Below are 23089 nucleotides of genomic sequence, written 5' to 3'. Positions count from 1 at the left end.
GATCGATCCGCCTCGTGTCCATGCTACTTCAACCGACGCGGTGCAGCCGGCGGGACGCCAGCAGGAAGAAACCCACGCCATAGGCGGCCAGCACCAGCAGGTGGGGCCATGCCGGCGACTGCCCCATGCCCACCGTCTTCAAGGCCAGCTCGCGCAGGTGCGTGCTCGGCCAGATCGGGGCGATCTGCTGCAGCACCGAGGGCAGCGTCGACAGCGGCATCCACAAGCCGGACAGGAACGACATCGGCAGGTAGATGATATTGATCACGCCCGGTGCCCCCTGCCCCTTCACCAGGGTGCCGACCAGCATGCCCAGCGCGCAGAACGGCAGCACGCCCAGCATGCCCATGAGCAGGAACAGCAGCATCTGCAGCACGCCCAGCTGCACATGCGCCACGCCGACCGCCAGCGCCAGCAACAACGCCATCACCGTACCCGACGCCAGCATGGCCATCGCCATCTTGCCCAGCAGATAGGCACCCGGTGGTGCCGGCAGCGCCCGCTTGAGCGTCAGCAGGCCGTTTTCGCGTTCCATTGCCAGCGACACGCCGAAACCGAACAGGCCGGGACTCATCACGCCGAACACGCCGTAACTGGCCAGCAGATAGCGCGCGGTTTCGGCGCCGGACTGGCGATTCATCACGATGCCGAACAGCAGGTAGAACATGGTGGGAAACAGCGTCACCGGCAGCAGGAACCCCGGCATGCGGAAGTAACGCAGGCATTCGCTGCGCGCTTCCATCAGGTAGGCGCCCAGCAGGCGGCGCGGCGGCATGGGCAGTGGCGGCACCCGATGGATCGTGATGACGGACATTACGCAGCCTCCTTTTCGATGCCCGATTCGCGGGTGAGTTCGGTGAACGCTTCGGCCAGGCCAGCGCGGCGCACTTCCAGTTCCGACAGCGCCGGATCGGCGTCGAGCAGACGCCGCAGCACCTTCTCCGGTGCATCGCTGTGCAGAAGGATATGCGTGCCGTCGCGCTCCGCCAGCGAGATGTCGGACCATTGCGACAGCGCCGCCACGTCCAGATCGCTGATGCAGCGGATGCGCGTCGTCGCCACATGCGAGCGCAACGCATCCACGCTGCCTTCGCTCAACACGCGGCCCTTGCCAAGCACGACCACGCGCTGAGCAAGCGCCTCGGCCTCTTCCAGGTAATGCGTGGTAAGCACGATTGCGCAGCCTTCGGCGGTGAGACGGCGAATGGCGGCCCACAACTTCTGGCGCGCTTCGATATCCATGCCGACGGTGGGTTCGTCCAGAAACAGCAATTCGGGACGGCCGCACAGCGCCAGCGCAAACTGCACACGCCGCTGCTGTCCGCCCGACAGCGCCGCGTAGCGACGCGACAACAGGTCGGCGACGCCGGCCATGTCGGCGCTTTCGTCGATCGAGCGGGGCGCCGGGTAATAACTGGCGGTGAGGCGCAGCAGTTCGCCCACGGTGAGCGTCGGCGGCAGAAACGACGACTGCAGCATGACGCCGATACGGCGGCGCGCGTCGATGTCCTGCGGATCGCGACCGAACAATTCCACCTTGCCCGCATCCGCACGCGCCAACCCCAGCAGCAGGCTGATGGCGGTGCTTTTGCCGGCGCCATTGGGGCCCAGCAAGGCAAGCAATTCGCCGCGGTGCAGCATGAGATCAAGACCATCCAGCGCCGTTAAAGCGCCGTAACGTTTGACGGCGCCAGACAAGCTGGCCACCACTGCGACAGACTGGGTCATGGGTCCTCCTCCTTGGCCGCCATGCTAGGCGGCACAAGGGTTTGCCGGCAGTTGTCCACGTCAACCGCTATACATGACAAGCGTCACCCGGGGTACCGGCGGCGACAGCGCCGCGCTATGCTCGGGCAGTCGTTGCATTGCCACATCCGTGACGGATCGCAGTGCGACATGGTTCGCAGAGATTGGAAACAGGCTCTGGAGCCCGCGGAAACGCTGAATGATCACGCGCTTCCGCCTTTGCATTCGTTGACACATCGGCGCGCATGCCATCGGGACGGCAGGCAAGTCGACCTTGAAGGAGAAGCCCATGGGCGTGATTGATCAGCTGCGCGAACTGCGCGAATTCGGCGGCGCACCGCAGACCAGCGGCCTTGACGATGCCACCGTCGAACGCCTCGCAGCGAGCCACCCTGACCTGGCGCAGGCCATCAGCGATGCGGTCGCGCGTCACCGCGAACTGCGCGGCGAGTTGGGCGATTTCCTAAAGCTCGACGAAGCCGAACAGATGGCGCAGGTGCAGACGGAGTTCGTCAACTTTTATCCGGACGATGCCATCAACCCGTACCTGCCCGCCGCGGCGCGCGGTCCGTGGGTGGTGAGCTTCAAGGGCGCCGTGATCCACGACAACGGCGGCTACGGCATGCTCGGCTTTGGCCACAACAACGCCTCCATCGATGCCGCGCTCGCGCGTCCGCAGGTGATGGCCAATGTGATGACGCCGAGCATCTCGCAGATGCGTTTTGCCAAGGCGATGGATCGCGAACTGGGCCGCAACCGCGACAGCAATCCGTATGCGCGTTACCTCGCCCTCAATTCCGGTTCGGAATCGGTGGGCCTCGCCTGCCGCATTGCCGACGTCAACGCCAAGCTGCTGACCGACCCTGGCGCGCGCTACGCCGGTCGCGCGATCAAGCGCGTGGTGGTGAAGGGTGCCTTCCACGGCCGCACCGACAAGCCGGCGCTGTATTCCGATTCCACGCGCAAGACGTACCTGCAGCATCTGGCCAGCTATCGCCACGAGGACACGCTGCTCACCGTGCAGCCTTACGACATCGCCCAGCTCGAAGCCGTGTTTGCCGATGCGGACAAGAACGGCTGGTTCATCGAGGCGATGTTCCTGGAACCGGTGATGGGCGAAGGCGATCCGGGCCGCGCGGTGACGCCGGAGTTCTACCAGAAGGCGCGCGCGCTCACCGAAGCGCACGGTGCGCTGTTGCTGGTCGACTCCATCCAGGCGGGCCTGCGTGCGCACGGCGTGCTGTCGGTCACCGATTATCCGGGCTTCGAGAAACTCGCGCCGCCGGATATGGAAACCTTCTCCAAGGCGCTCAACGCCGGCCAGTACCCGCTGTCCGTGTTGGCTGTTACCCAGCGCACCGCCGAGCTGTACCGCAAGGGCATCTACGGCAACACCATGACGGCCAACCCGCGCGCGCTCGACGTGGCGCTCGCCACGCTCGACCTGCTCACCGACGAGGTGCGCAACAACATCCGCGAGCGCGGCAAGGAATTCGTCGACAAGCTCAACGTGCTGAAGAACGAGCTGGGCGGCCTGATCACCAAGGTGCAAGGCACCGGCCTGCTGTTCTCCTGCGAACTGTCGACGGAGTTCAAGTGCTACGGCGCCAACTCGATCGAGGAGTTCATGCGCGAGCGCGGCGTCGGCGTGATCCACGGCGGCACCAACTCGCTGCGCTTCACGCCGCACTTCCTGGTCACCAGCGACGAAGTGGACCTGGTCGTTTCGCACGTGCGCCAGGCCCTGCTGCAGGGGCCGCGTAAACTCAAAGCCGACACGAAGGCCGAAGCCGCCTGAAGTCGCAAGGTGACCGGCATCGTTCACGCAACGTCGACGATGCCGGTCACACATCGGAACGCAAAGCGCTTCGCAAAATGAAGCGCTGCCGCAACTTCCTTCGCAAAACTGTCGCAATAGCTGCTTAGCCTCTCCCTGTTGGGGTCCGCCCTGGACCCAGGAAGGGAGTGGTCAATGAAACCAGCGCACATTCGACGTGCCCTTTTAGGCGCACTGTTGCTCGCCCTGTCGGCAACCACTGCGCAAGCGGCAGACCTCAGCATCAGCCAGTTTCGCGTCCGTGGCCCGGCCGGCGGCAACGACGAATTCGTCGAGCTGTTCAACAGCGGCAGCAAGTCGCTGGATCTGTCGGGCTACAAATTCAACGCCTCCAACGTCAGCGGCACCACCGGCACGCGCCTGACGCTGCCGAGCGGCACGTCGATTGCGCCGGGCTGCTATCTGTTGCTCACCAACAGCGCGAGCAGCGGTTATTCCGGCAGCGTGGCGGGCGATCTCAAGTACAGCACGGGCGTCACCGACGATGGTGGCCTCGCCATTCTCGACGGCTCGGGCCAGTTGGTCGATCAAGTCGGCCTTTCCACCGGTTCTGTGTACAAGGCCGGCACGCCACTGGCGTCGCTCGGCACCACCAATGCCGATAAGGGCTATGGCCGCAAGCCCACGGCTGCGGGCCTGCCGCAAAACACCGGAGACAACCAGGCCGATTTCAACGTGGTTTCTCCCACGACGCCGCACAACAGTGCGAGCTCGTGCGTCGTGCTGGGCCAGGCCTTGTCCGTCGCCGATGCCAGCGCCACGGTGCGTGGTGCGGCGGACGTCCAAATGCCGTTCACGGTCTCGCTCACCCAGCCTGCTCCCACCGGTGGCGTATCGGTGCACGTGGCGACGCTCGATGGCACGGCGACCGTCGCCAATCACGATTACGACGCGCTCGATACCAACCTGAGCATCGCCGAAGGGCAGATGCAGGCGAACTTCAACCTAGTGGTGCACGGCCGCACCACGCCGAGCGATGACAAAGCCTTCGAGGTCAAGCTGAGCCAGCCCAGCGGCAATCTCCCGCTGTCGCGCGATACGGCGATCGGCGCGATCCTCTACGACATCCCGGTTGCCGCCGAGATCTGGCAGATCCAGGGGCGCGATCAGATCTCGCCGCTGCTGGGCAAGCCGGTGAAGACCACCGGCAACATCGTCACCGCGGTGGGCCCGGCGGGCTTCACCATGCAGACACCGGACGCACGCGCCGATGCCGATCCGCTTACGTCCAACGGCATCTATGTGTTCACCTCCAGCACGCCGACGGTGGTGGTGGGCGATGTGGTGAACGTGGACGCCAGGGTCGCCAACTACTACCAGTTGCCCGAGCTCACCAGCCCCGTGGTGACAGTGACCTCGCACGGCGCACGCCTGCCCAAGGCGGTGGTATTTGGCGAGGCGATGCCTTCGTCCGATCCGGCCAAGCTGTCCTGCGGCGCGACCAACTTCCAGTGCTTCGTGGGCATGCGCGTGGTGATCGAGAACGGCATGATCAACACAGGCAACAAGCGTTTCAGCGGCGAGCCCTATGCGGAAGTGAGCATCACCGCGAATGGCAAGCGCTCGTTGCGTCTCCCCGGCGTGCGCTATGGCGTGCCGGTGCCTGACGGCGTGCAGCTCCCCAATTGGAGCGGCAACCCGGAAGTGTTCAAGATGAACACGGCGGACTTCGGCGCCGTGCCGCTCAACACGCCGTTTGTGGCGGGCACCACGTTCCGTGCTGAAGGCATCATCTCCTACGACTTCGGTGCCTACACCTTCATCCCGACCAAGATCACCCTGAAGCACGTTGCGGAAATGCCGCGTTCCGTTTCGCCGACCGCGCCGTATGCCCTGCGCATCGGTGCGTTCAACACCGAGCGCTTCTGCGATACCGACTTCAACACCGTCTTCACCTGCAGCGGCGACAGCAAGGAGCCGACGGCCGACGAAGTGGCATCGAAGACGCAACGCCTGTCCGCCTATATCGGCAGCGTGCTGCAGCTGCCCGACGTGCTGTCGGTGGAGGAAGTGAAGAGCCTGCCGCTGCTGCAAGGCCTGGCCACGCAGCTGGGCGACGACTATCGCGCCAAGTACCAGGCCTATCTGGTGCCTGGACACGATCCCAGCGGCATCAACGTAGGCTTCCTGGTACGTAGCGACCGCGTTCGCGTGGTCTCTGTGCAGCAACTGGCCGCCGACGAAACCTGGAACGACAACGGCCAGACCGCGTTCGTGCACGACCATCCGCCGCTGCTGCTCACCGCCGAAGCGCGCGGCGTGCGCTTCCAGGTGATCTCGGTGCACATGAAGGCACGCACCAATGTCGACGACAACGACGACAGCGCCGTGCGCGACCGCCAGAAGCGCTTCCTGCAGGCCAGTTCGCTGGCGCGCCAAGTGCAGAACCTGCAGGGCGCCAATCCGTGGCTGCCGTTGATGGTGGTGGGCGACTTCAATGCCTACCAGTTCAGCGATGGCTGGGTGGACGTGGTGGGACTGGCATCGGGCAAGTACAAGGACAGCGAAAACCAACTGAAGCTGGGCAAGAACATCGTGCGTCCGGCCCTGTGGGATGCGGTGGAATCGGTACCTGAGAATGATCGCTACTCGTTCCTCTACACCGAGGAATTCGGCCCGATCCAGGGTTATACCGCGGCAGGCTCCGGCAACTCCGGCCGCGAAGTGCCCACGGTGCAGGTGCTCGATCATGCGCTGATGAACGACGTCGCCCGGCTGCGTTTCCTGAAGATGCAGTACGGTCGCGCCGACCTCGACGCGCCAGTACAAACGGAAGCCGATGCCGCCACCGCCACCGACGTGCGCAAGGCGATCGGCGTGTCCGATCACGATGGCTTCGTGGTCGACCTGTTCGTGCCGGGATTGTCCGGCGAACAAGGGCATGGTCATCACGATGACGACGATCATGGGCACGGCCATCACGATGACGGCGACCACGGGCACGGGCACCACGACGACGATGACCAGGACGAAGGACACGGCCACGGTCACTGATCGGTAGCTTCACGTCCCTAAGGAGGCCACGTCCGGCGACGGGCGTGGCCTTTCTTTTAGCCCCCCGCCAGGCCGGGAAAAGTCCGATTTGCTTGTCGCCCTCCAGCTTGCTGAACGGGGTCCGTAGGCGACCCTATATGCCCTCCCACGCGGCCTGTCTGCAGGCATAGACTTGCCGCGCCGGCACTCGCCGGTCATGTTCTCCAGGAGGGTACCCGCATGTCTTCGCGTTTGAGTCTGATGGTCGCCGGCGTTGCGCTGGCCTTTGCCGCCTCTACCGCCTTTGCCGCGCCGCAGACGGCCCCCACCAGCGCGCCCGCCAAGAATTCGCAGCAGCAGCGCATGGCCGACTGCAACAAGCAGGCCACGGGCAAGACCGGCGACGACCGCAAGACCTTCATGAGCAGCTGCCTGAAGGGTGAAAGCGCCGCACCGGCCAAGATGACCCAGCAGGAAAAGATGAAGTCCTGCAACGCCGATCCGCAGGCCAAGTCGCTCAAGGGCGATGCCCGCAAGCAGTTCATGAGCACCTGCCTGAGCAACACGCCCAACGCGGGCCACTGATCGTATTGGCACAAGCCACCAGGGCGCCGATGCGTATCGGCGCCCTTTTTGTTTGCCTTTAAGTGCCTGCTGTTATGCTGCGCACTCTTTTCCTCCAGGGATTCACCGCCGACATGCGCCTCTAAGCCGCTCGCCTGCCAACCGATCGCAGCCTTCACGGGTGCGTTGCGTCTGGCCACGAGTGACAGGGCGGTCGACATCCCTTGGCGCGTTTCGCGCTCGGCGCCCTGTCGTATGCCACTCCCATTCCGGAGGGTTTATGACGGCACTATCCCTACTTATTCACCAACTCGGCTTTGCACCGCCGGGCCGCGATCCCGTTTTCGAGAATCTCGAAACGTCCTTTTCTACCGGGCGCCATGCGCTGGTCGGCCGCAACGGCAGCGGCAAGTCGCTGCTTGGCCGGGTGCTGGCTGGCCTGATCGAACCCACCCACGGCCAGGTAGTGCGTCACGTCGAGCTTGCCCATCTGCCACAACGGTGGCCTGCGTTCGGCGGCACGATCGCCGCGGCCCTTGGCGTGGACCGCAAACTCGACGCCCTGCAGCGCATCGAAGCAGGCAGCGCGGACCCGGCGGATTTCCACACACTCGCCGACGACTGGAACGTGCACGAACGCGCCAGCCAATGGCTTGAACAGGCCGGGCTACCCCACGACCTTTCACGCCTCTGGGAAAGCCTCAGCGGCGGCGAACGCGTGCGCCTTCGACTGAGCCAGTTGTTCGAGCTCGAACAGCATTTCCTGATACTGGATGAGCCAGGCAATCACCTGGATCGCCGTGGCCGCCAGTGGCTGCGCGAACGGCTGATCGCGCATGCCGGCGGCTATTTGTTGATCAGCCACGACCGCGCCCTGCTCGCCGAGGTGGAAAGCGTCGACGAACTTTCGCCGCACGGTTTGCGCCGCTACGGCGGCAATGTCGCGGCTTACTCGATGCTTCGCGATACGGAACGGCAGGCCGCCGAACGGCAATGGAATCAGGCACGCCGTGAGCAGAAAGCGTTGGAACGGCAACACCACGATGAGCAGCAGCGTCTCGTCCACCGGCAGCAGAAAGCCAACCGCGAACGCGCGAACGCCAACCTGCCGACCATCCTGCTGGACCGTCGCAAGCAGCGCTCGGAAGATACCGGTGCGCGGCTGCGCACCTCACAACAGCTGCAGCAGGCGAGGCAGCGCGAACAACTCGCTCAGGCGCGTTCGCGCATCGATGTTCATCGTGCACAACGATTCGATCTCGGTGCGCTTGCGGCGACGCACGCGCCGCTTCAACTCATACCGCCGCACGGGCATGATCAACCGATCGATCTGTACCTCGCTCCCGGCGAGCGCCTGTATCTGCATGGCGACAATGGCAGCGGCAAATCCAGTCTGCTGGCCGCCATCATGGGACGGCTGGCCCCGCGTGGCGGCCGGATTCGCGGAGGCGAGCGTGTGCTGTTGATCGACCAGCACTACAGCCTGCTGCGCGATGAGCAGAGCGCACTTGAGAACCTGCGTGCGCTATCGCCCGGCCATTCGCTGACGCGCTATCGGGAGTACCTCGCCGGCATCGGCCTGCGGGGCGAGCGGGCGGAGCTGGCCGCGGGTCTTCTGAGCGGCGGCGAGCGCGTCAAGCTGGCCCTGCTCGTGCTCGACAGCGCCCGCGAACCCTACGACCTGTTGCTGCTCGACGAACCCGACAGCCATCTGGATCTCGACAGCCGCCAGTTGCTCGAGCAGGCGCTCGCAGGCTATCGCGGCTCGCTCGTCCTGGTCAGCCACGATGCGGAACTGGTGGCGCAGGCGGCCATCGATCGGGAGCTTCGGCTGGACAAACCCCTCGCCCTCATCGCGCGACGTGAGTGACAATGCCCCGACCTTGCCGCCAGGTTTCCCCATGAAGATCGTCGAAGTCCGCCATCCCCTGATCCAGCACAAGCTCGGCCTGATGCGTCGCGCCGGCATCAGTACCAAGGAATTTCGCGAGCTGGCCTCGGAAGTGGCTTCGTTGCTGACCTACGAAGCCACCAAGGATCTGGAAACGGTCGAGCAGCGCATCGAAGGCTGGGCTGGACCGCTCACCGTGCACCAGATCAAGGGCAAGAAGGTCACCATCGTGCCGATCCTGCGTGCCGGCCTGGGCATGCTGCCCGGCGTGCTCGACATGATTCCCGCCGCCAAGGTCAGCGTGGTCGGCCTGCAGCGCAACGAGGAAACGCTCGAGCCGATCACCTATTACGAGAAGCTCACCGGCCGCATGGACGAGCGCATCGCGCTGATCGTCGATCCCATGCTGGCCACCGCCGGCACCCTGGTTGCCACGGTCGACATGCTCAAGGCCGCCGGCTGCAAGCGCATCAAGGGACTGTTCCTGGTCGCTGCACCCGAAGGCCTCAAGCGCATCGAAGCGGCGCATCCGGATGTGGAAATCTACACCGCGTCCATCGATGAACGCCTCAACGAACACGGCTACATCCTGCCGGGGCTTGGCGATGCCGGCGACAAGATTTTCGGCACCAAGCAATTGCCCGCCGGTTGATCTTTCCCATCAAAACCCCGGCCGTCGCCGCGCGGGGTTCTGCAGTGAAGATCGGGTCAATCAGCCGCGGAAACGGTCCGTCGCCTTGACCAGTTCCGAGATATTGCCCGGCTCGAAGGCCGAGTGGCCGGCGTCCTGCACGATGCGCAGGTCCGCTTCCGGCCAGGCGCGATGCAGGTCCCAGGCGCTGCGCATCGGGCACACCACGTCGTAGCGTCCCTGCACGATCACCGCGGGAATCTTGCGGATGCGCTCCACGTTGCGCAGCAGTTGGTCATCGTGCTCGAAGAAGCCGCCATGCACGAAGTAGTGGCATTCGATGCGCGCGAAGGCCAGCGCGAATTCGTCCTCGCCGCTGGACTGGATATGGCCCTCGTCCTGCCACAGATAGCTGGTGGCGCCCTCCCACACCGACCAGGCGCGCGCTGCTTCCACGCGCTCGATCGGATCGCTGCTGGTGAGGCGGCGGTAGTACGCGCTCATCAGGTCGCCGTGCTCCACCGCGGGAATGGCCTTCAGATAGGTCTCCCACGCATCGGGATACAGCGCGTCGCAACCCTTCTGGTAGAACCATTCCAGCTCCCAGCGCCGCAGCATGAAGATGCCGCGCAGCACCAGTTCGGTCACCCGCTCCGGATGGGTTTGCGCATACGCCAGCGCCAGCGTCGAACCCCAGGAACCGCCGAAGACCTGCCAGCGATCGATGCCCAGGTGCGTGCGGATGCGCTCGATGTCGTTGACCAGGTTCCAGGTGGTGTTTTCGTGCAGCTCCGCATGCGGCGTGGACTTGCCGCAACCGCGCTGGTCGAACAACACGATGCGATACACCGCGGGATCGAAGAAGCGCCGGCACTTCGGATTGGTGCCGCCGCCCGGACCGCCATGCAGAAACACCACCGGCTTGCCATTGGGGTTGCCGCTCTGTTCGTAGTACAGCGTGTGCAGGTCGGAGACCTTGAGCATGCCGCTGTCATACGGCTCGATCTCGGGATACAGGGTGCGAAGTTCCTGCGACATGCTCGATGCTCCTGAAGCGAACGGGGACGGCTTATAAGGCTATCACGCCGTCCCCAGGCCCCCCCTTTTCGCTCAGTGCGCCGGAGACAGCTTCAGGGCGCTCCGACCGTCAACACCGTGAAACTGTCCGGCACGATGTCCGGGCGAGCGCCCTCCTTCGGTGCCGATGCCCACGTGGCGGCCGAGAGGTAGAGCCGGTGCAGCTTGGGATCGAGCGCCAGCGTGCGCGCGCTGGGCTGGGTGGGAACCGAAGCGACGACGCTGTAGTGATCGGCGTCCTTCTGGCGTACGGCCGTGATATCGCCGCTCTCGCCATTGGAGCTGTACACCATCGAGGCGTCTTCATCGAACACCACCGCATCCGGGCCTTCCCCGATCGGCACCCGCGCCACGGCCTGGCCATTCTCGGCGTTGGTCACGGCCATCTGCTTGTTGTCGCAGACCGAGAACAGGCGATGCCGTTTGCGGTCGATGGCCAGACCGGTCGGCGCTTCGCAGGCGCCGAGAGACCACGTCGCGACCACGGTGTTGTGGGTGGTGTCGATCTTCACCAGCTGTGCCGTGTCTTCGATATTCACGTAGATCGAACCGGCCTCATCGCTTACCGCGAACTCCGGTTTGCCAGGCAGCGCCACCGTGCTCGTCACCGTATTCGTGGAGGGATCGATCACGCTGAAGGAATGGCCTTTGCCATTGAACGTGAACACATGCTTCGACGCACCGTCGTAGACGATGGCATCGGGCTTCTCGCCGGTTCCGCTGATGGTGGCGACGACATGCAACGTATCGAGGTCGAACACCGTCACCGAGGCGGCCTGCCCGTTACTGGCATAGCCGCGATGCGTGGACTGATCCAACGCCACGCCGTGCACGCCCCTGGTCCCGGAGATCGCGCCGATGCGCTTGTGCTGATCCACGTCCACCACGTCGATGTGATCGCCCCGCGTCACGAACAGATGGCGTCGCTGCGCATCGAAACTGAGGTAATCCCAGCCTCCGGCACCACCGAGCGGTAGATGGGCAAGCACGCGGAAGTTCGCGGGTGCCGGGTCGGCGGCCGCGGGACCGGCGAACGCCGCCCCGGCAAAGAACAGCAAAGTGGGCAATGCACGCATGGGAAATCCGGCAGCAAGGAGGTCTGCACAGCATCGCCGCTCCGACTTAGTCCCTGCTTAGCCGGTACCGCCTGGCCCTACCCTTCCTCACATCATTCCGGCGCAGGCCGGAATCCAGGCGCTTCAGTCCCAGGTTTTCGCGAAAACCTCTCAGGGCATGCTCGGCTATCGCGACAACTCTACGTACTCGCTACTGGATTCCGGCCTGCGCCGGAATGACGTGAGGGAAATGGATAGCGCCGGATAAGACATCGAACGTCTCTCAGGCAAACAGCTTGCCCGGATTGAGCAATCCCTTGGGATCAAACACCTGCTTCACGCCGCGCATCAGCGCAATCTCTGCCTCACCACGCGTGCTGCCCAGGTAGGCGCGCTTCACCAGCCCGATGCCGTGCTCGGCGGAAATGCTTCCGCCATGTCGCTGCAGCGTTTCAGCGAGCAACTTGGTGACGTGCTCGCACTGGGTGATGAAATCGCTGTCCGACAGATCGTCCGGCCGCAGCACGTTGATATGCAGGTTGCCGTCGCCGATGTGGCCAAACCACACCACCTCGAAATGCGGGTACTCACGCCCCAGCAAAGCCTGGATTTCCTGCAGGAAGCCCGGCAAGGCGCTGATGCGCAGCGAGATGTCGTTCTTGTAGGGGCGATGCGGCGCCAGGCTTTCGGTGATGCCTTCGCGCAACCGCCACAGGGTCGCGGCCTGGGCTTCGCTTTGCGCGATCACGCCATCGCTGATCCAGCCCTGGTCCAGGCCGTATTCGAAAGCCGCCAGCGCGGTGTCCTGGGCGGCTTCGTCCGCATCGAATTCGGTCACCACGTAATACGGATGATCGCCATCGATGGCCCGCTGGGCCCCATGCGCCAGCACGTGGCGCAGCGCTGCATCGGTGAAGAACTCGAACGCCTGCAGGGTGAGCCGCGAACGGAACAGCGCGAACACCTCCATCAAGGCGGCCATGCTGGGCACGGCCAGCAGCATCACCTGCGAGGGCGGCGCGGGGTCGGTGAGCCTCAAGGTCGCTTCCACCACGATGCCCAGCGTTCCTTCCGAGCCGATCAGCAGCTGGCGCAGGTCGTAGCCACTGGAATTCTTGATCAGCCCACGGTTGAGCTGCAGCAGCTCGCCATTGCCGGCCACCACGGTCACCCCGGCAATCCATTCGCGCGTGTTGCCGTAGCGGATCACCCGGATGCCGCCGGCATTGGTGGCGATATTGCCGCCGATCGAGCAAGAGCCGCGCGCCGCGAAATCGACCGGATAGAGCAGCCCCTGCTCCCTGGCCGCTTCGTGCACCGCGTGCAGCGTCATGCCGGCCTGCACCGTGAGCGTGCGATCCACCGCGTCGAATCCGAGCACGCTCTTCATGCGCTCCAGGCTCAGCACCAGCTCCCCATTGGCCGCCACTGCGCCGCCCGAGAGGCCGGTGCGGCCACCCGACGGGACGACCGCGACGTTCCGCTCGTTGGCCCAGCGCATGATCGCCTGCACTTCTTCCACGCCGCCGGGCAGCGCAATCGCCAGCGGCGCCGGTGTCCAGCGACGGGTCCAGTCGCGGCCGTAGTGCTCCAGGTCGGCCGGATCGGTCAGCAGGCGAAGATTGGGTAACCGAGCGGCGAGCTCAGCCAGTCGAGCATCAGTCATGTCGCGTTCCCCGGGTGCTCCGCAAGCCTGCCAGCGTGGCGCGGCATCGTCCAGTGTTGCGACGCCGCAAAACGGCCTCAAGGTCTGGCATAGTGCAGGCGTTCTCCATCGCGCAACGGCCCATGAAGACCTCGTTCCCGAAACAAGACATCAAGGTACTCCTGCTCGAAGGCGTCAGCCGCAGCGCCGTGGAAAGCTTCCAGCGGGCGGGTTACAGCCAGCTGGAATACCACGAAAAAGCCCTGCCGGAAGCCGAGTTGAAGGCCCGCATCGCCGAGGCGCACATCGTCGGCATCCGCTCGCGCACCCAGCTCACCGACGAGGTGCTTCAGCAGGCTAAACGGCTAATTGCGGTCGGCTGCTTCTGTATCGGCACCAACCAGGTGGACCTGGGCAGCGCCCGCCGACTCGGCGTTCCCGTCTTCAACGCGCCCTACTCCAACACGCGCAGCGTGGCGGAATTGGTCATCGCTGAAACCATCATGCTGCTGCGCGGCGTGCCCCAGAAGAATGCGTTGTGCCATCGCGGCGGCTGGACCAAATCCGCTGCCGGCAGTTTCGAGGCGCGTGACAAGGTGCTCGGCATCGTCGGCTACGGCCATATCGGCACCCAGGTCGGCGTGCTGGCCGAGAGCCTGGGCATGCGGGTGATCTTCCACGACATCGAATCCAAGCTCTCCCTGGGCAATGCCCGCGCCGCCAACAGCCTGGAAGACCTGCTGGAACGCGCCGACGTGGTGACCCTGCACGTACCCGAGACGCCCGCGACGCAAATGATGATCGGCACCCGCGAACTCGCCCGCATGCGCAAGGGCTCGCTGCTGATCAATGCCTCGCGCGGCACCGTGGTGGATATCGATGCGCTGGCCGCCTCGCTGCGCTCGGAGCACCTGGCCGGCGCCGCCGTGGACGTGTTCCCGGTGGAGCCCAAGGGCAACGACGATGCGTTCGTGTCGCCGCTGCTGGGCATGGACAACGTGATCCTCACCCCGCACATCGGCGGCAGCACGCTTGAGGCACAGGACAATATCGGCATCGAAGTCGCCGCCAAGCTGGTGCGCTACAGCGACAACGGTTCCACCCTCTCGGCAGTCAACTTCCCCGAGGTCTCGCTGCCGGAGCATCCGCGCAGCCGCCGCCTGCTGCACATCCATCGCAATGTGCCGGGTGTGCTCTCGCGCATCAACGAACTGTTCTCCGCGGGCAACATCAACATCGATGCGCAGTTCCTGCAAACGGACAGCGAAGTGGGCTACGTGGTGATCGACGTGGCGGCCGACGAGAAGCAGTCGGGCGAGCTGCGCGACCGGCTTGCGGCCATCCCGGGGACGCTGCGCAGTCGCGTTCTCTATTGAGATATCCGTAGGCCTGCAAACAAAAACGGCGCCCGAGGGCGCCGTTTTCATATCAGTTGCCGAATTGGTCGGGACGGCGGGATTCGAACCCACGACCCTCTGCCCCCCAGGCAGATGCGCTACCAGGCTGCGCTACGCCCCGATGATCGGCAAGACGACAAGTCTACCAGCTAAGCCGGTAGTACCGGAAGTCGTCTTGAAAGCTTACCGACGCAGCAGCACCAGCACTTCTTCCAGTTCCATGCGCACCTGGCGCACGATCTGGTGGGAAATGCTCGACTCCATGCGCGCCTGCGGGCCTTCCAGCCGGGCGCGGGCGCCGGTGATGGTGAAGCCCTCGTCATACAGCAGGCCACGGATCTGACGGATCATCAGCACGTCGTGACGCTGATAATAACGGCGGTTGCCGCGGCGCTTGACCGGATTGAGTGCGGGAAATTCCTGTTCCCAATACCGCAGCACGTGCGGCTTGACGCCACACAGCTCGCTCACCTCACCGATGGTGAAGTAGCGCTTCGCCGGGATGACCGGCAGCTCGGTGTTATTCCCTTGATCCAGCATAGCCCTCGACTCGCACCTTGAGTTTCTGACCCGGTCGGAACGTCACCACACGGCGGGCGGAAATCGGAATCTCTTCGCCCGTCTTGGGATTGCGTCCCGGTCGCTGGTTCTTCTGACGCAGATCGAAGTTGCCGAAACCCGACAGCTTCACCTGCTCACCCTTTTCCAACGCCTCGCGGACCACCTCGAAATAGGCGTCCACGAACTCTTTTGCCTCACGCTTGTTGAGGCCCACCTCGAGAAAGAGGCGCTCGGCCATCTCTGCTTTGGTCAGCGCCATCTTATCCTCGCAACTTCGCCTTGCATGCCATCTCCAACGCTGCGACTGCTTCACGAATGTTACGGTCAGCGTCGTCGTCAGTAAGCGTGCGTGAAGCGTCCTGCAAAATCAAGCCCATAGCGAGACTCTTTCGGCCTAGTTCGACCCCCTTGCCGCTATAGCGGTCGAACAGGCGCAGCTCCTTGAGCTGGCTGCCCAGGGTCGTGCGAACCACCTGCTCAATCTGTGACCAGCTCACCTCTTCCGGCACATCGACCGCGATGTCGCGGCGTACGGACGGGAAGCGCGGCACGGCCACGGCCTTGGGCAGGCGGCGAGCCAGCACCGGCTCCAGCTCCAGTTCGAGCACATGGACATCGGCACCGAGGTCCAGGGCTTTAGCCAGCTGCGGATGCAGTGCGCCCAGGAAACCGACGGTCTGCCCGTCGCGGGTCACGCGGGCGCCGCGACCGGGATGCAGCCAGCCCGGCAGGCCGTCGGCATGGAAGGCCCAGCGATCAGGCTCACCGCCCCAGGCGATCAGCGCATCGAGGTCGCCCTTGAGGTCGTGGAAGTCGAGCGTGCGCGAGGCTTCGCCCCACTGCTCCGCATGCGCGATGCCACTGGCGACGATGGACAGGGTCGGCGTCTCGGTCGGCGCGTCCTTGCGGGCGGCGGCCTCGGCGCTGATGCGGAACGTGCGCCCCAGTTCGAACAGCCGCACGCGCTCCTGCTGGCGGGCGCGGTTGTGCGAGAGTGCCACGATCAGCCCCGGCAGCAGGGACGGACGCATGATCGCCAGCTCCGCCGACAGCGGGTTGGCCAGCGGCACCAGCTGCTCGGTCATGCCCCAGCGCTGCAACACATCGTTGCCGATGAAGGCCAGGTTCACCGCCTCGTAGTAACCGCGGGCGGCCAACTGCTCGCGCACGGCCAGCTCGTTGAGGCGCGCTTCCGGTTCGGCCGCCAGGGTCAGCGCGCCGGCAGGCGTATGGGTCGGGATATTGTCGTAGCCATGGATGCGCGCGACCTCTTCGATCAGGTCTTCTTCGCGCTCGATATCGAATCGGCTGCTCGGTGCGGTGACCTGCCAGCCATCCGCCTGCGGCACCACCTTCATGCCCAGTGCGGTGAAGATGCGCGCCACTTCGGCATCAGCCACCTCGATACCCAGCACGCGCTTGAGGCGCGCGCGGCGCAGCACCACGGTGGCCGGCTTCGGCAGATCGGCAAGGTTCTCCGCAACCAGCACGGGGCCAGCGTTGCCGCCGGCGATGGCGAGCAGCAACTCCGTGGCGCGTTCCAGCGCACGCTGCGGCAGCGCGGGATCGACGCCGCGCTCGAAGCGATGCGAAGCATCCGTATGCATGCCCAGCTTGCGCGCGCGGCCCATGATGGCAGCCGGTGCGAAGTGCGCGGATTCCAGGAACACGTTGCGCGTGTCGTCGGTGACGCGCGAATCGAAGCCACCCATCACGCCGGCCACGGCGAGGCCGCTGGTGGCGTCGGCAATCAGCACGAAACCCTGGTCGAGCTTGGCCTCGGAACCGTCGAGCAGCTTGAGCGTTTCACCATCGCGCGCGTGGCGCACCACGATGTCGCCGTGCAGCGTGTCGTTGTCGAACGCATGCAGCGGCTGGCCGAGTTCGAGCATCACGTAGTTGGTGACGTCGACCACGGCGCTGATCGGACGCAGGCCCGCGCGACGCAGGCGCTCAGCCAGCCACAGCGGCGTGCGCGCCTTCGCGTCGATGCCCTCGATGATGCGGCCAAGATAACGCGGCGCATCGGCGCCCGCTTCGAGGCGGATGCCGCGACGCGCTTCGCTGGTCACCGGCGCAGCCGCCTGTTCGCCCGTCTTCACGCGGCTGCCGAACAAGGCAGCCACGTCATGCGCGAGGCCGTAGAGGCCAAGGCAATCCGGGCGGTTCGGCGTGAGCTTCAGTTCGAAACTCGCATCGGGCAGGCCCAGATAGGCAGCCAGCGGCTTGCCCACCGGCGCATCGGCCGGCAGCTCGAGCAGGCCCGATGCATCGGCGTCGATGCCAAGCTCCTTGGCCGAGCACAGCATGCCGAACGATTCCACGCCACGCAGCTTGGCCGCCTTGATGTTGATGCCGCCGGGCAGGGTCGCGCCGACCATCGCCAGCGGCACCTTGATGCCCACGCGTGCATTCGGCGCGCCGCAGACGATCTGCAGCGGCTCGCCCTGCCCCGCGTCCACCTTGCATACCTGCAGGCGGTCGGCTTCGGGATGCTTTTCGGCGCCGATGATCTCGGCCACCACCACGCCGTCCAGGCTGTCGCCCAGCGGGGTAAGTTCTTCCACTTCCAGACCGGCCATGGTCAGGGCATGGGATAGCGTCGCGCGGTCTGCCTGGATCTCGACCAGTTCGCGCAACCAGTTCTCGGAGAATTTCATGCGTATCGGTTCCTGCTGCGTTTACGCGAACTGCTTGAGGAAGCGCAGATCGTTCTCGAAGAACGCGCGCAGATCGGAGACGCCATAGCGCAACATCGCAAAGCGCTCCACGCCCAGGCCGAAGGCAAAACCGGTATAGCGCTCCGGATCGATGCCGCAATTCTTCAGCACGTTCGGATGCACCATGCCGCAGCCCAGCACTTCGAGCCAGCGCGTGCTGCCATCTTCGGCATCCCAGCGGATGTCCACTTCGGCCGAGGGCTCGGTGAAGGGGAAGTAGCTGGGGCGGAAACGCATCTCGAAATCGCGCTCGAAGAATGCGCGGATGAATTCGGCCAACGTGCCCTTCAGATCCGCGAAGCTCGAGGTCTCATCGACCAGCAGGCCTTCGATCTGATGGAACATCGGCGAGTGCGTCTGATCCGAATCGCTGCGATAGACCTTGCCCGGCGCAATGATGCGGATCGGCGGCTGGCGCCCCTGCATCGAACGCACCTGCACCGGCGAGGTATGTGTGCGCAGCAGGCGGCCATCGCCAAAGTAGAAGGTGTCGTGCATGGCGCGCGCCGGATGATGCGGCGGGAAATTCAGCGCCTCGAAGTTGTGCCAGTCGTCTTCGATTTCCGGACCATCGGCGCGCTGGTAACCCAGGCGCGAGAAGATCGCGGAAATGCGTTCGAGCGCACGCGTGATCGGATGAATGCCGCCACGCTCGCCGTTGCGGCCAGGCAGCGTGATGTCGATGGTTTCGGAGGCGAGGCGATGATCGAGTTCCGCCTGCTCAAGCACCTGCTTGCGCGCGGCGAGCGCGTCGGCAAGACGATCCTTGATGCGGTTGACCTCGGCGCCGCGCGCCTTGCGCTCGTCGGGCGAGAGCGCGCCCAGCGCTTTCAGTGCGGCGGTGACGATACCGCTCTTGCCCAGCAGGCCCACGCGCAGCGCGTCGAGTGCTTCCAGCGTGTCGGCGTTGCCAATATCGGCCAGCGCCTGCACGGCGCGGCTATCCAGATCGTCCATCGATGCGATTCCGGGTTGAAAGTCAGAAACGAAAACGGGGAGGAGGCTTCTGGCCTCCTCCCCGCGAACGTCACGCGCATCCCTTGAAGAGTGCGGCCATGGATGGCCGCTTCTTGATCTTAGCGATCAAGGATGAGCGCACAAATTACGCCGCCAGACTGGCCTTCGCCTTTTCAGCGATCGCGCCAAACGCCTTGATGTCGTGCACGGCGATGTCTGCCAGCACCTTGCGGTCGACGGTGATGCCGGCCTTGGCCAGACCGTTGATCAGGCGGCTGTAGGACAGACCGAACTGACGAGCGGCGGCATTGATACGAACGATCCACAGCGCGCGGAACTGGCGCTTGCGCTGCTTACGGCCGATATAGGCGTACTGACCAGCCTTGATGACGGCCTGGTTGGCAACGCGGAAGACTTTGCGACGGGCGTTGTAGTAGCCCTTCGCGCGGCCAATGATCTTCTTGTGACGACGACGGGCGGTAACGCCACGCTTTACACGAGCCATGGTTTATCTCCTCGCCTTACAAGTACGGCAACATGCGTGCTACACCCTTGGTGTCGCAAGCTTTGACGTGGTTGGTGGCACGGAGACCGCGCTTACGCTTGGTCGACTTCTTGGTCAGGATGTGCGACTTGAAGGCGTGACCGGCCTTGAACTTGCCCGACGCGGTCTTGCGAAAACGCTTCGCAGCCGCCCGGTTGGTCTTGATCTTGGGCATGGGAATGCTCCTTGATGGGGCTTGGACCCCGGTTTCTGACTGATCTGGCGGCGACCCCGAAGGTCACTCTTTCCGTCCTGCCACGATCGGTTCACGACCCGTCCTGGTGGGTCGAACCGGCGATTATACGGAGGGATGGGGGGATTTGCCAGCGGCAGTGCACCGCCTCAGTCCACGACTCCCTCTCCCCTCCGGGGAGAGGGTTGGGGTGAGGGGCCGGCCTGGCCTCAGTGGCCAAATACCCTCACCGTCATTCCGGCGCAGGCCGGAGGCGCTTTACAACAGCGAAGCTGGTCATCCAGAGCCTCAGGCTCCAGCCATGCGACGACAACCAGGCCTTGACGCCACTGGATTCCGGCCTGCGCCGGAATGACGAATGTAGGTACGGTTACCGCGAGCACCCGCCCCTCACCCTGCCCTCTCCCCGGCGGGGAGAGGGAAAAGCGCGCTTCGGCTGGAGGCTGTCACCAAGAAAAAAGCGGCCCTCAGGCCGCTTTTTCCTCAAGACTTACTTCTTCTTCGGCCCGATCATCATGACCATCTGGCGCCCTTCCAAACGGGGGAAGGACTCCACCACGCCGTTCTCGCCCACGTCTTCCTGGATCTTGCGGGCCAGGTTCTGGCCCAGGTCCTGGTGGGACATTTCGCGGCCGCGGAAGCGGATGGTGACCTTGACCTTGTCGCCTTCCTCGAGGAAGCGAAGCATGTTGCGCAGCTTGATCTGGTAGTCGCCCACGTCCGTGACCGGACGGAACTTCACTTCCTTGATCTCGACCTGCTTCTGCTTCTTCTTGGCGGCCTGGGCCTTCTTCTGGGCTTCGAACTTGAACTTGCCGTAGTCCATGATGCGGCAGACCGGTGGATCACCGTTCGGCTGGATCTCGACCAGGTCCATGCCCGCTTCTTGTGCCAAGGCCAGTGCCTCGTCACGGGTCAGGATGCCCAGCTGTTCCGAATCTGCGCCGATCACGCGTACGCGCGGGACGCGGATCTCAAGGTTACGGCGGTTGCCCTTTGTGTCGGTGGTAGCGATACCACAATCCTCCAGAAGAGTTCTTAAAAGTGCCGGCCCGTGCGCTTAGCGACGGGTCTCGGCTTCCAGGCGTTCGATCAATGCGACCAGCGGCATGCTGCCTAGGTCCTCGCCCGAACGCGTACGCACGGATACTGCCCCCGATTCCTTCTCGCGATCTCCGACCACCAGCAGGTAAGGGACTTTCTGCATCGTATGTTCGCGGATTTTATAGCCGACCTTCTCATTGCGCAAATCGGCGTGTACGCGGAAACCTTTATCGACAAGGGTTTGCGTCACTTCGCGGACATAGTCGGCCTGGGCGTCGGTAATACTGAACACGGCGGCCTGCACCGGGGCCAGCCAGGTCGGCAGCAGACCGGCATGATGCTCGATCAGGATGCCGATGAAACGCTCCATCGAGCCCACGATGGCACGATGCAGCATCACCGGGTGACGACGCTGTGAATTCTCGTCCACGTACTCGGCGCCCAGGCGCTCGGGCATCATGAAGTCCACCTGCATGGTACCCACCTGCCAGGCGCGGCCGATGGAGTCCTTCATGTGGTACTCGATTTTCGGACCGTAGAACGCGCCCTCGCCCGGCAGCTCTTCCCACTGCACACCGGCCGCACCCAGCGCTGCGCGAAGCGCGTCTTCAGCACGATCCCACACCTCGTCGCTGCCGATGCGCTTGTCGGGACGCAGCGCGATCTTCAACGCGATGTCCTCGAAGCCGAAGTCGCCGTAGACCTTCATGGCCTGCTGATGGAACGCCGTCACTTCGGATTCAATCTGCGCTTCCGTGCAGAACACGTGGCCGTCGTCCTGCGTGAAGGCGCGCACGCGCATGATGCCGTGCAGCGCACCCGAGGGCTCGTTGCGATGGCAGGCGCCGAACTCGCCGTAGCGCACCGGCAGGTCGCGGTAGCTGTGCAGCGACGTGTTGAAGATCTGCACGTGACCCGGGCAGTTCATCGGCTTCAGGGCGTACGTGTGCTTCTCCGACTCGGTGAAGAACATGTTTTCCTGGTAGTTGTCCCAGTGGCCGGACTTCTTCCACAGCGACACGTCCAGCACCTGCGGGCAGCGCACTTCCTGGTAGCCGCTCTGGCGGTACACGCGGCGCATGTACTGCTCAACCTGCTGCCAGATCGCCCAACCCTTGGGATGCCAGAACACCATGCCCGGACCTTCTTCCTGCTGATGGAAGAGATCCAGCGCCTTGCCGATCTTGCGATGGTCGCGCTTCTCGGCTTCTTCCAGCTGATGCAGGTAAGCCTTCAGGTCCTTGTCGTTCAACCACGCCGTGCCGTAGATGCGCGTCAGCATCGCGTTGTTGGAATCGCCACGCCAATACGCGCCGGCCACCTTCATCAGCTTGAACGCGCGCAGCTTGCCCGTGTTGGGCACGTGCGGGCCGCGGCACAGGTCGGTGAAATCGCCCTGCGAATACAGCGAGAGTTCTTCGTTGGCCGGAATGCTCTGGATGATCTCGGCTTTGTATTCCTCGCCCATGCCGCGGAAGAAGCTCACCGCTTCGTCGCGCGACTTCACGCTGCGCGTCACCGGCAGCGCTTCCTTGACGATCTTTTCCATCTCCGCCTCGATCTTCACCAGATCGTCAGGCGTGAACGGGCGCTCATAGGCGAAGTCGTAGTAGAAGCCGTTGTCGATCACCGGCCCGATGGTCACCTGCGCGCCCGGATACAGGCGCTGCACGGCCTGCGCCAGCAGATGCGCGGTGGAGTGACGCAGGATGTCCAGCGCCTCCGGGCTCTTCTCGGTGACGATCTCGAGGCTGGCGTTGTGGTCGATCGGGAAACTGGCATCCACCAGCTTGCCGTCCACCTTGCCCGCCAGGGTGGCCTTGGCCAGACCGGCGCCAATCGAGGCTGCCACGTCCTGCACCGTCACCGGATGATCAAACGGCCGCTTGCTGCCGTCGGGTAGCGTGATTTCAATCATGTTGACACCTAGAAAAGACGTCCAAAGGAAATGCTCTATTTGAAGAGTCCGGCCATGGATGGCCGGTGTTGCTTTGCCAGCCCGGATGGCTGGCACTTAATTCATGATCCGGCCATGGATGGCCGGTCTTGCTCATGCCTGCCTGGATGGCGGGCATAAAAAAAGACGCCATGCGCCCTTTGTGTCAAACAAGGCGTGGCTCAGATCAGCGTTGGAAGCTCGTAGTTGCCATGTCACACGCTCGACCGGCGCTCTGGGCGCGGGCCACCTTGTCTCGGGCTGGTGGAGATAGAAAGCTAGTTTAGCCTATTGCGGGCTGTCAAATCAGCCGCCAAC

General features: G+C 64.3%; 19 protein-coding genes and 1 tRNA gene. 6 read left to right on the top strand and 14 right to left on the bottom strand.

Annotated features, from left to right (window positions below; genetic code table 11):
* Positions 1 to 28: 28 nt before the first annotated feature.
* Positions 29 to 814 (bottom strand): ABC transporter permease, encoded by a 786-nt coding sequence (locus ACN9MB_RS05710; protein WP_239535374.1) that lies wholly within the window; start codon positions 812 to 814, stop codon positions 29 to 31.
* A complete protein-coding gene (locus ACN9MB_RS05705; RefSeq protein ID WP_426271068.1) occupies positions 814 to 1728 on the bottom strand; it encodes an ABC transporter ATP-binding protein in 915 nt (304 codons plus the stop codon). The genes ACN9MB_RS05710 and ACN9MB_RS05705 overlap by 1 nt, the downstream gene beginning before the upstream one ends.
* Before the next feature lie 307 nt (positions 1729 to 2035).
* Between ACN9MB_RS05705 and ACN9MB_RS05700 the strand changes: the two genes are divergently transcribed.
* From ACN9MB_RS05700 to upp, 5 genes are all read left to right on the top strand, one after another.
* The gene (locus ACN9MB_RS05700; RefSeq protein WP_426271067.1) at positions 2036 to 3544 is read left to right on the top strand and encodes an aminotransferase class III-fold pyridoxal phosphate-dependent enzyme; all 1509 of its coding nucleotides are present in this window, start codon (positions 2036 to 2038) and stop codon (positions 3542 to 3544) included.
* A 174-nt stretch (positions 3545 to 3718) separates the two neighbouring features.
* The gene (locus ACN9MB_RS05695; protein WP_426271066.1) at positions 3719 to 6577 is read left to right on the top strand and encodes a lamin tail domain-containing protein; all 2859 of its coding nucleotides are present in this window, start codon (positions 3719 to 3721) and stop codon (positions 6575 to 6577) included.
* A 219-nt stretch (positions 6578 to 6796) separates the two neighbouring features.
* Positions 6797 to 7141 carry a PsiF family protein gene (locus tag ACN9MB_RS05690; RefSeq protein WP_204635104.1) on the top strand — a complete coding sequence of 115 codons (345 nt, stop codon included), beginning with the start codon at positions 6797 to 6799 and terminating at the stop codon, positions 7139 to 7141.
* A gap of 259 nt (positions 7142 to 7400) precedes the next feature.
* Positions 7401 to 8990, top strand: a complete 1590-nt coding sequence (locus tag ACN9MB_RS05685) for an ATP-binding cassette domain-containing protein (protein WP_426271065.1) — start codon at positions 7401 to 7403, stop codon at positions 8988 to 8990.
* Positions 8991 to 9021: 31 nt separating this feature from the next.
* Positions 9022 to 9663 (top strand): uracil phosphoribosyltransferase, encoded by a 642-nt coding sequence (upp, locus tag ACN9MB_RS05680; RefSeq protein WP_426271064.1) that lies wholly within the window; start codon positions 9022 to 9024, stop codon positions 9661 to 9663.
* A 60-nt stretch (positions 9664 to 9723) separates the two neighbouring features.
* On the opposite strand, the gene pip is transcribed toward upp, so the two are convergent.
* The 3 genes from pip to ACN9MB_RS05665 all read right to left on the bottom strand — a co-directional run bounded on the left by pip (position 9724) and on the right by ACN9MB_RS05665 (position 13440).
* Positions 9724 to 10680: a prolyl aminopeptidase gene (gene pip, locus ACN9MB_RS05675; RefSeq protein WP_204635101.1), complete on the bottom strand. Its 957-nt coding sequence runs from the start codon at positions 10678 to 10680 to the stop codon at positions 9724 to 9726.
* 92 nt (positions 10681 to 10772) lie between these two features.
* Positions 10773 to 11795 (bottom strand): YncE family protein, encoded by a 1023-nt coding sequence (locus tag ACN9MB_RS05670; protein WP_426271063.1) that lies wholly within the window; start codon positions 11793 to 11795, stop codon positions 10773 to 10775.
* Positions 11796 to 12057: 262 nt separating this feature from the next.
* Complete coding sequence (locus ACN9MB_RS05665) at positions 12058 to 13440, bottom strand: FAD-binding oxidoreductase (protein ID WP_426271062.1); 1383 nt, start codon at positions 13438 to 13440, stop codon at positions 12058 to 12060.
* Positions 13441 to 13562: 122 nt separating this feature from the next.
* On the opposite strand from ACN9MB_RS05665, the gene serA reads away from it, so the two are divergent.
* Positions 13563 to 14795, top strand: a complete 1233-nt coding sequence (serA, locus tag ACN9MB_RS05660) for a phosphoglycerate dehydrogenase (protein ID WP_204635098.1) — start codon at positions 13563 to 13565, stop codon at positions 14793 to 14795.
* 65 nt (positions 14796 to 14860) lie between these two features.
* On the opposite strand, the gene ACN9MB_RS05655 is transcribed toward serA, so the two are convergent.
* From ACN9MB_RS05655 to thrS, 9 genes are all read right to left on the bottom strand, one after another.
* Positions 14861 to 14937, bottom strand: a tRNA-Pro gene (locus tag ACN9MB_RS05655).
* A 62-nt stretch (positions 14938 to 14999) separates the two neighbouring features.
* The gene (locus tag ACN9MB_RS05650) at positions 15000 to 15356 is read right to left on the bottom strand and encodes a MerR family transcriptional regulator (RefSeq protein ID WP_204635097.1); all 357 of its coding nucleotides are present in this window, start codon (positions 15354 to 15356) and stop codon (positions 15000 to 15002) included.
* Positions 15337 to 15636: an integration host factor subunit alpha gene (ihfA, locus tag ACN9MB_RS05645; protein ID WP_114823863.1), complete on the bottom strand. Its 300-nt coding sequence runs from the start codon at positions 15634 to 15636 to the stop codon at positions 15337 to 15339. Before ihfA ends, ACN9MB_RS05650 begins: the two co-directional genes overlap by 20 nt.
* Position 15637: 1 nt before the next feature.
* Positions 15638 to 18037, bottom strand: a complete 2400-nt coding sequence (gene pheT / locus ACN9MB_RS05640) for a phenylalanine--tRNA ligase subunit beta (RefSeq protein WP_426271061.1) — start codon at positions 18035 to 18037, stop codon at positions 15638 to 15640.
* Positions 18038 to 18058: 21 nt separating this feature from the next.
* A complete protein-coding gene (pheS, locus tag ACN9MB_RS05635; protein ID WP_204635095.1) occupies positions 18059 to 19054 on the bottom strand; it encodes a phenylalanine--tRNA ligase subunit alpha in 996 nt (331 codons plus the stop codon).
* Between the two features lie 145 nt (positions 19055 to 19199).
* Positions 19200 to 19559, bottom strand: a complete 360-nt coding sequence (gene rplT, locus ACN9MB_RS05630; RefSeq protein WP_017463630.1) for a 50S ribosomal protein L20 — start codon at positions 19557 to 19559, stop codon at positions 19200 to 19202.
* Positions 19560 to 19575: 16 nt separating this feature from the next.
* Entirely contained in the window at positions 19576 to 19773 is a 198-nt protein-coding gene (rpmI, locus tag ACN9MB_RS05625; protein ID WP_038615747.1) for a 50S ribosomal protein L35, read from the bottom strand.
* A 508-nt stretch (positions 19774 to 20281) separates the two neighbouring features.
* On the bottom strand, positions 20282 to 20806 hold the full coding sequence (gene infC / locus ACN9MB_RS05620) for a translation initiation factor IF-3 (RefSeq protein ID WP_255409191.1): 525 nt from the start codon (positions 20804 to 20806) through the stop codon (positions 20282 to 20284).
* A gap of 45 nt (positions 20807 to 20851) precedes the next feature.
* Positions 20852 to 22753, bottom strand: coding sequence for a threonine--tRNA ligase (gene thrS, locus ACN9MB_RS05615; protein ID WP_204635094.1), 1902 nt, complete (start codon positions 22751 to 22753; stop codon positions 20852 to 20854).
* Positions 22754 to 23089: the final 336 nt, after the last annotated feature.

It is taken from the genome of Dyella kyungheensis (assembly GCF_049913195.1).
Classification (GTDB): Bacteria; Pseudomonadota; Gammaproteobacteria; order Xanthomonadales; family Rhodanobacteraceae; genus Dyella; species Dyella kyungheensis.
Note: the sequence above shows the minus strand (reverse complement) of the source record. Positions and strands in the feature narration are given on the sequence as shown.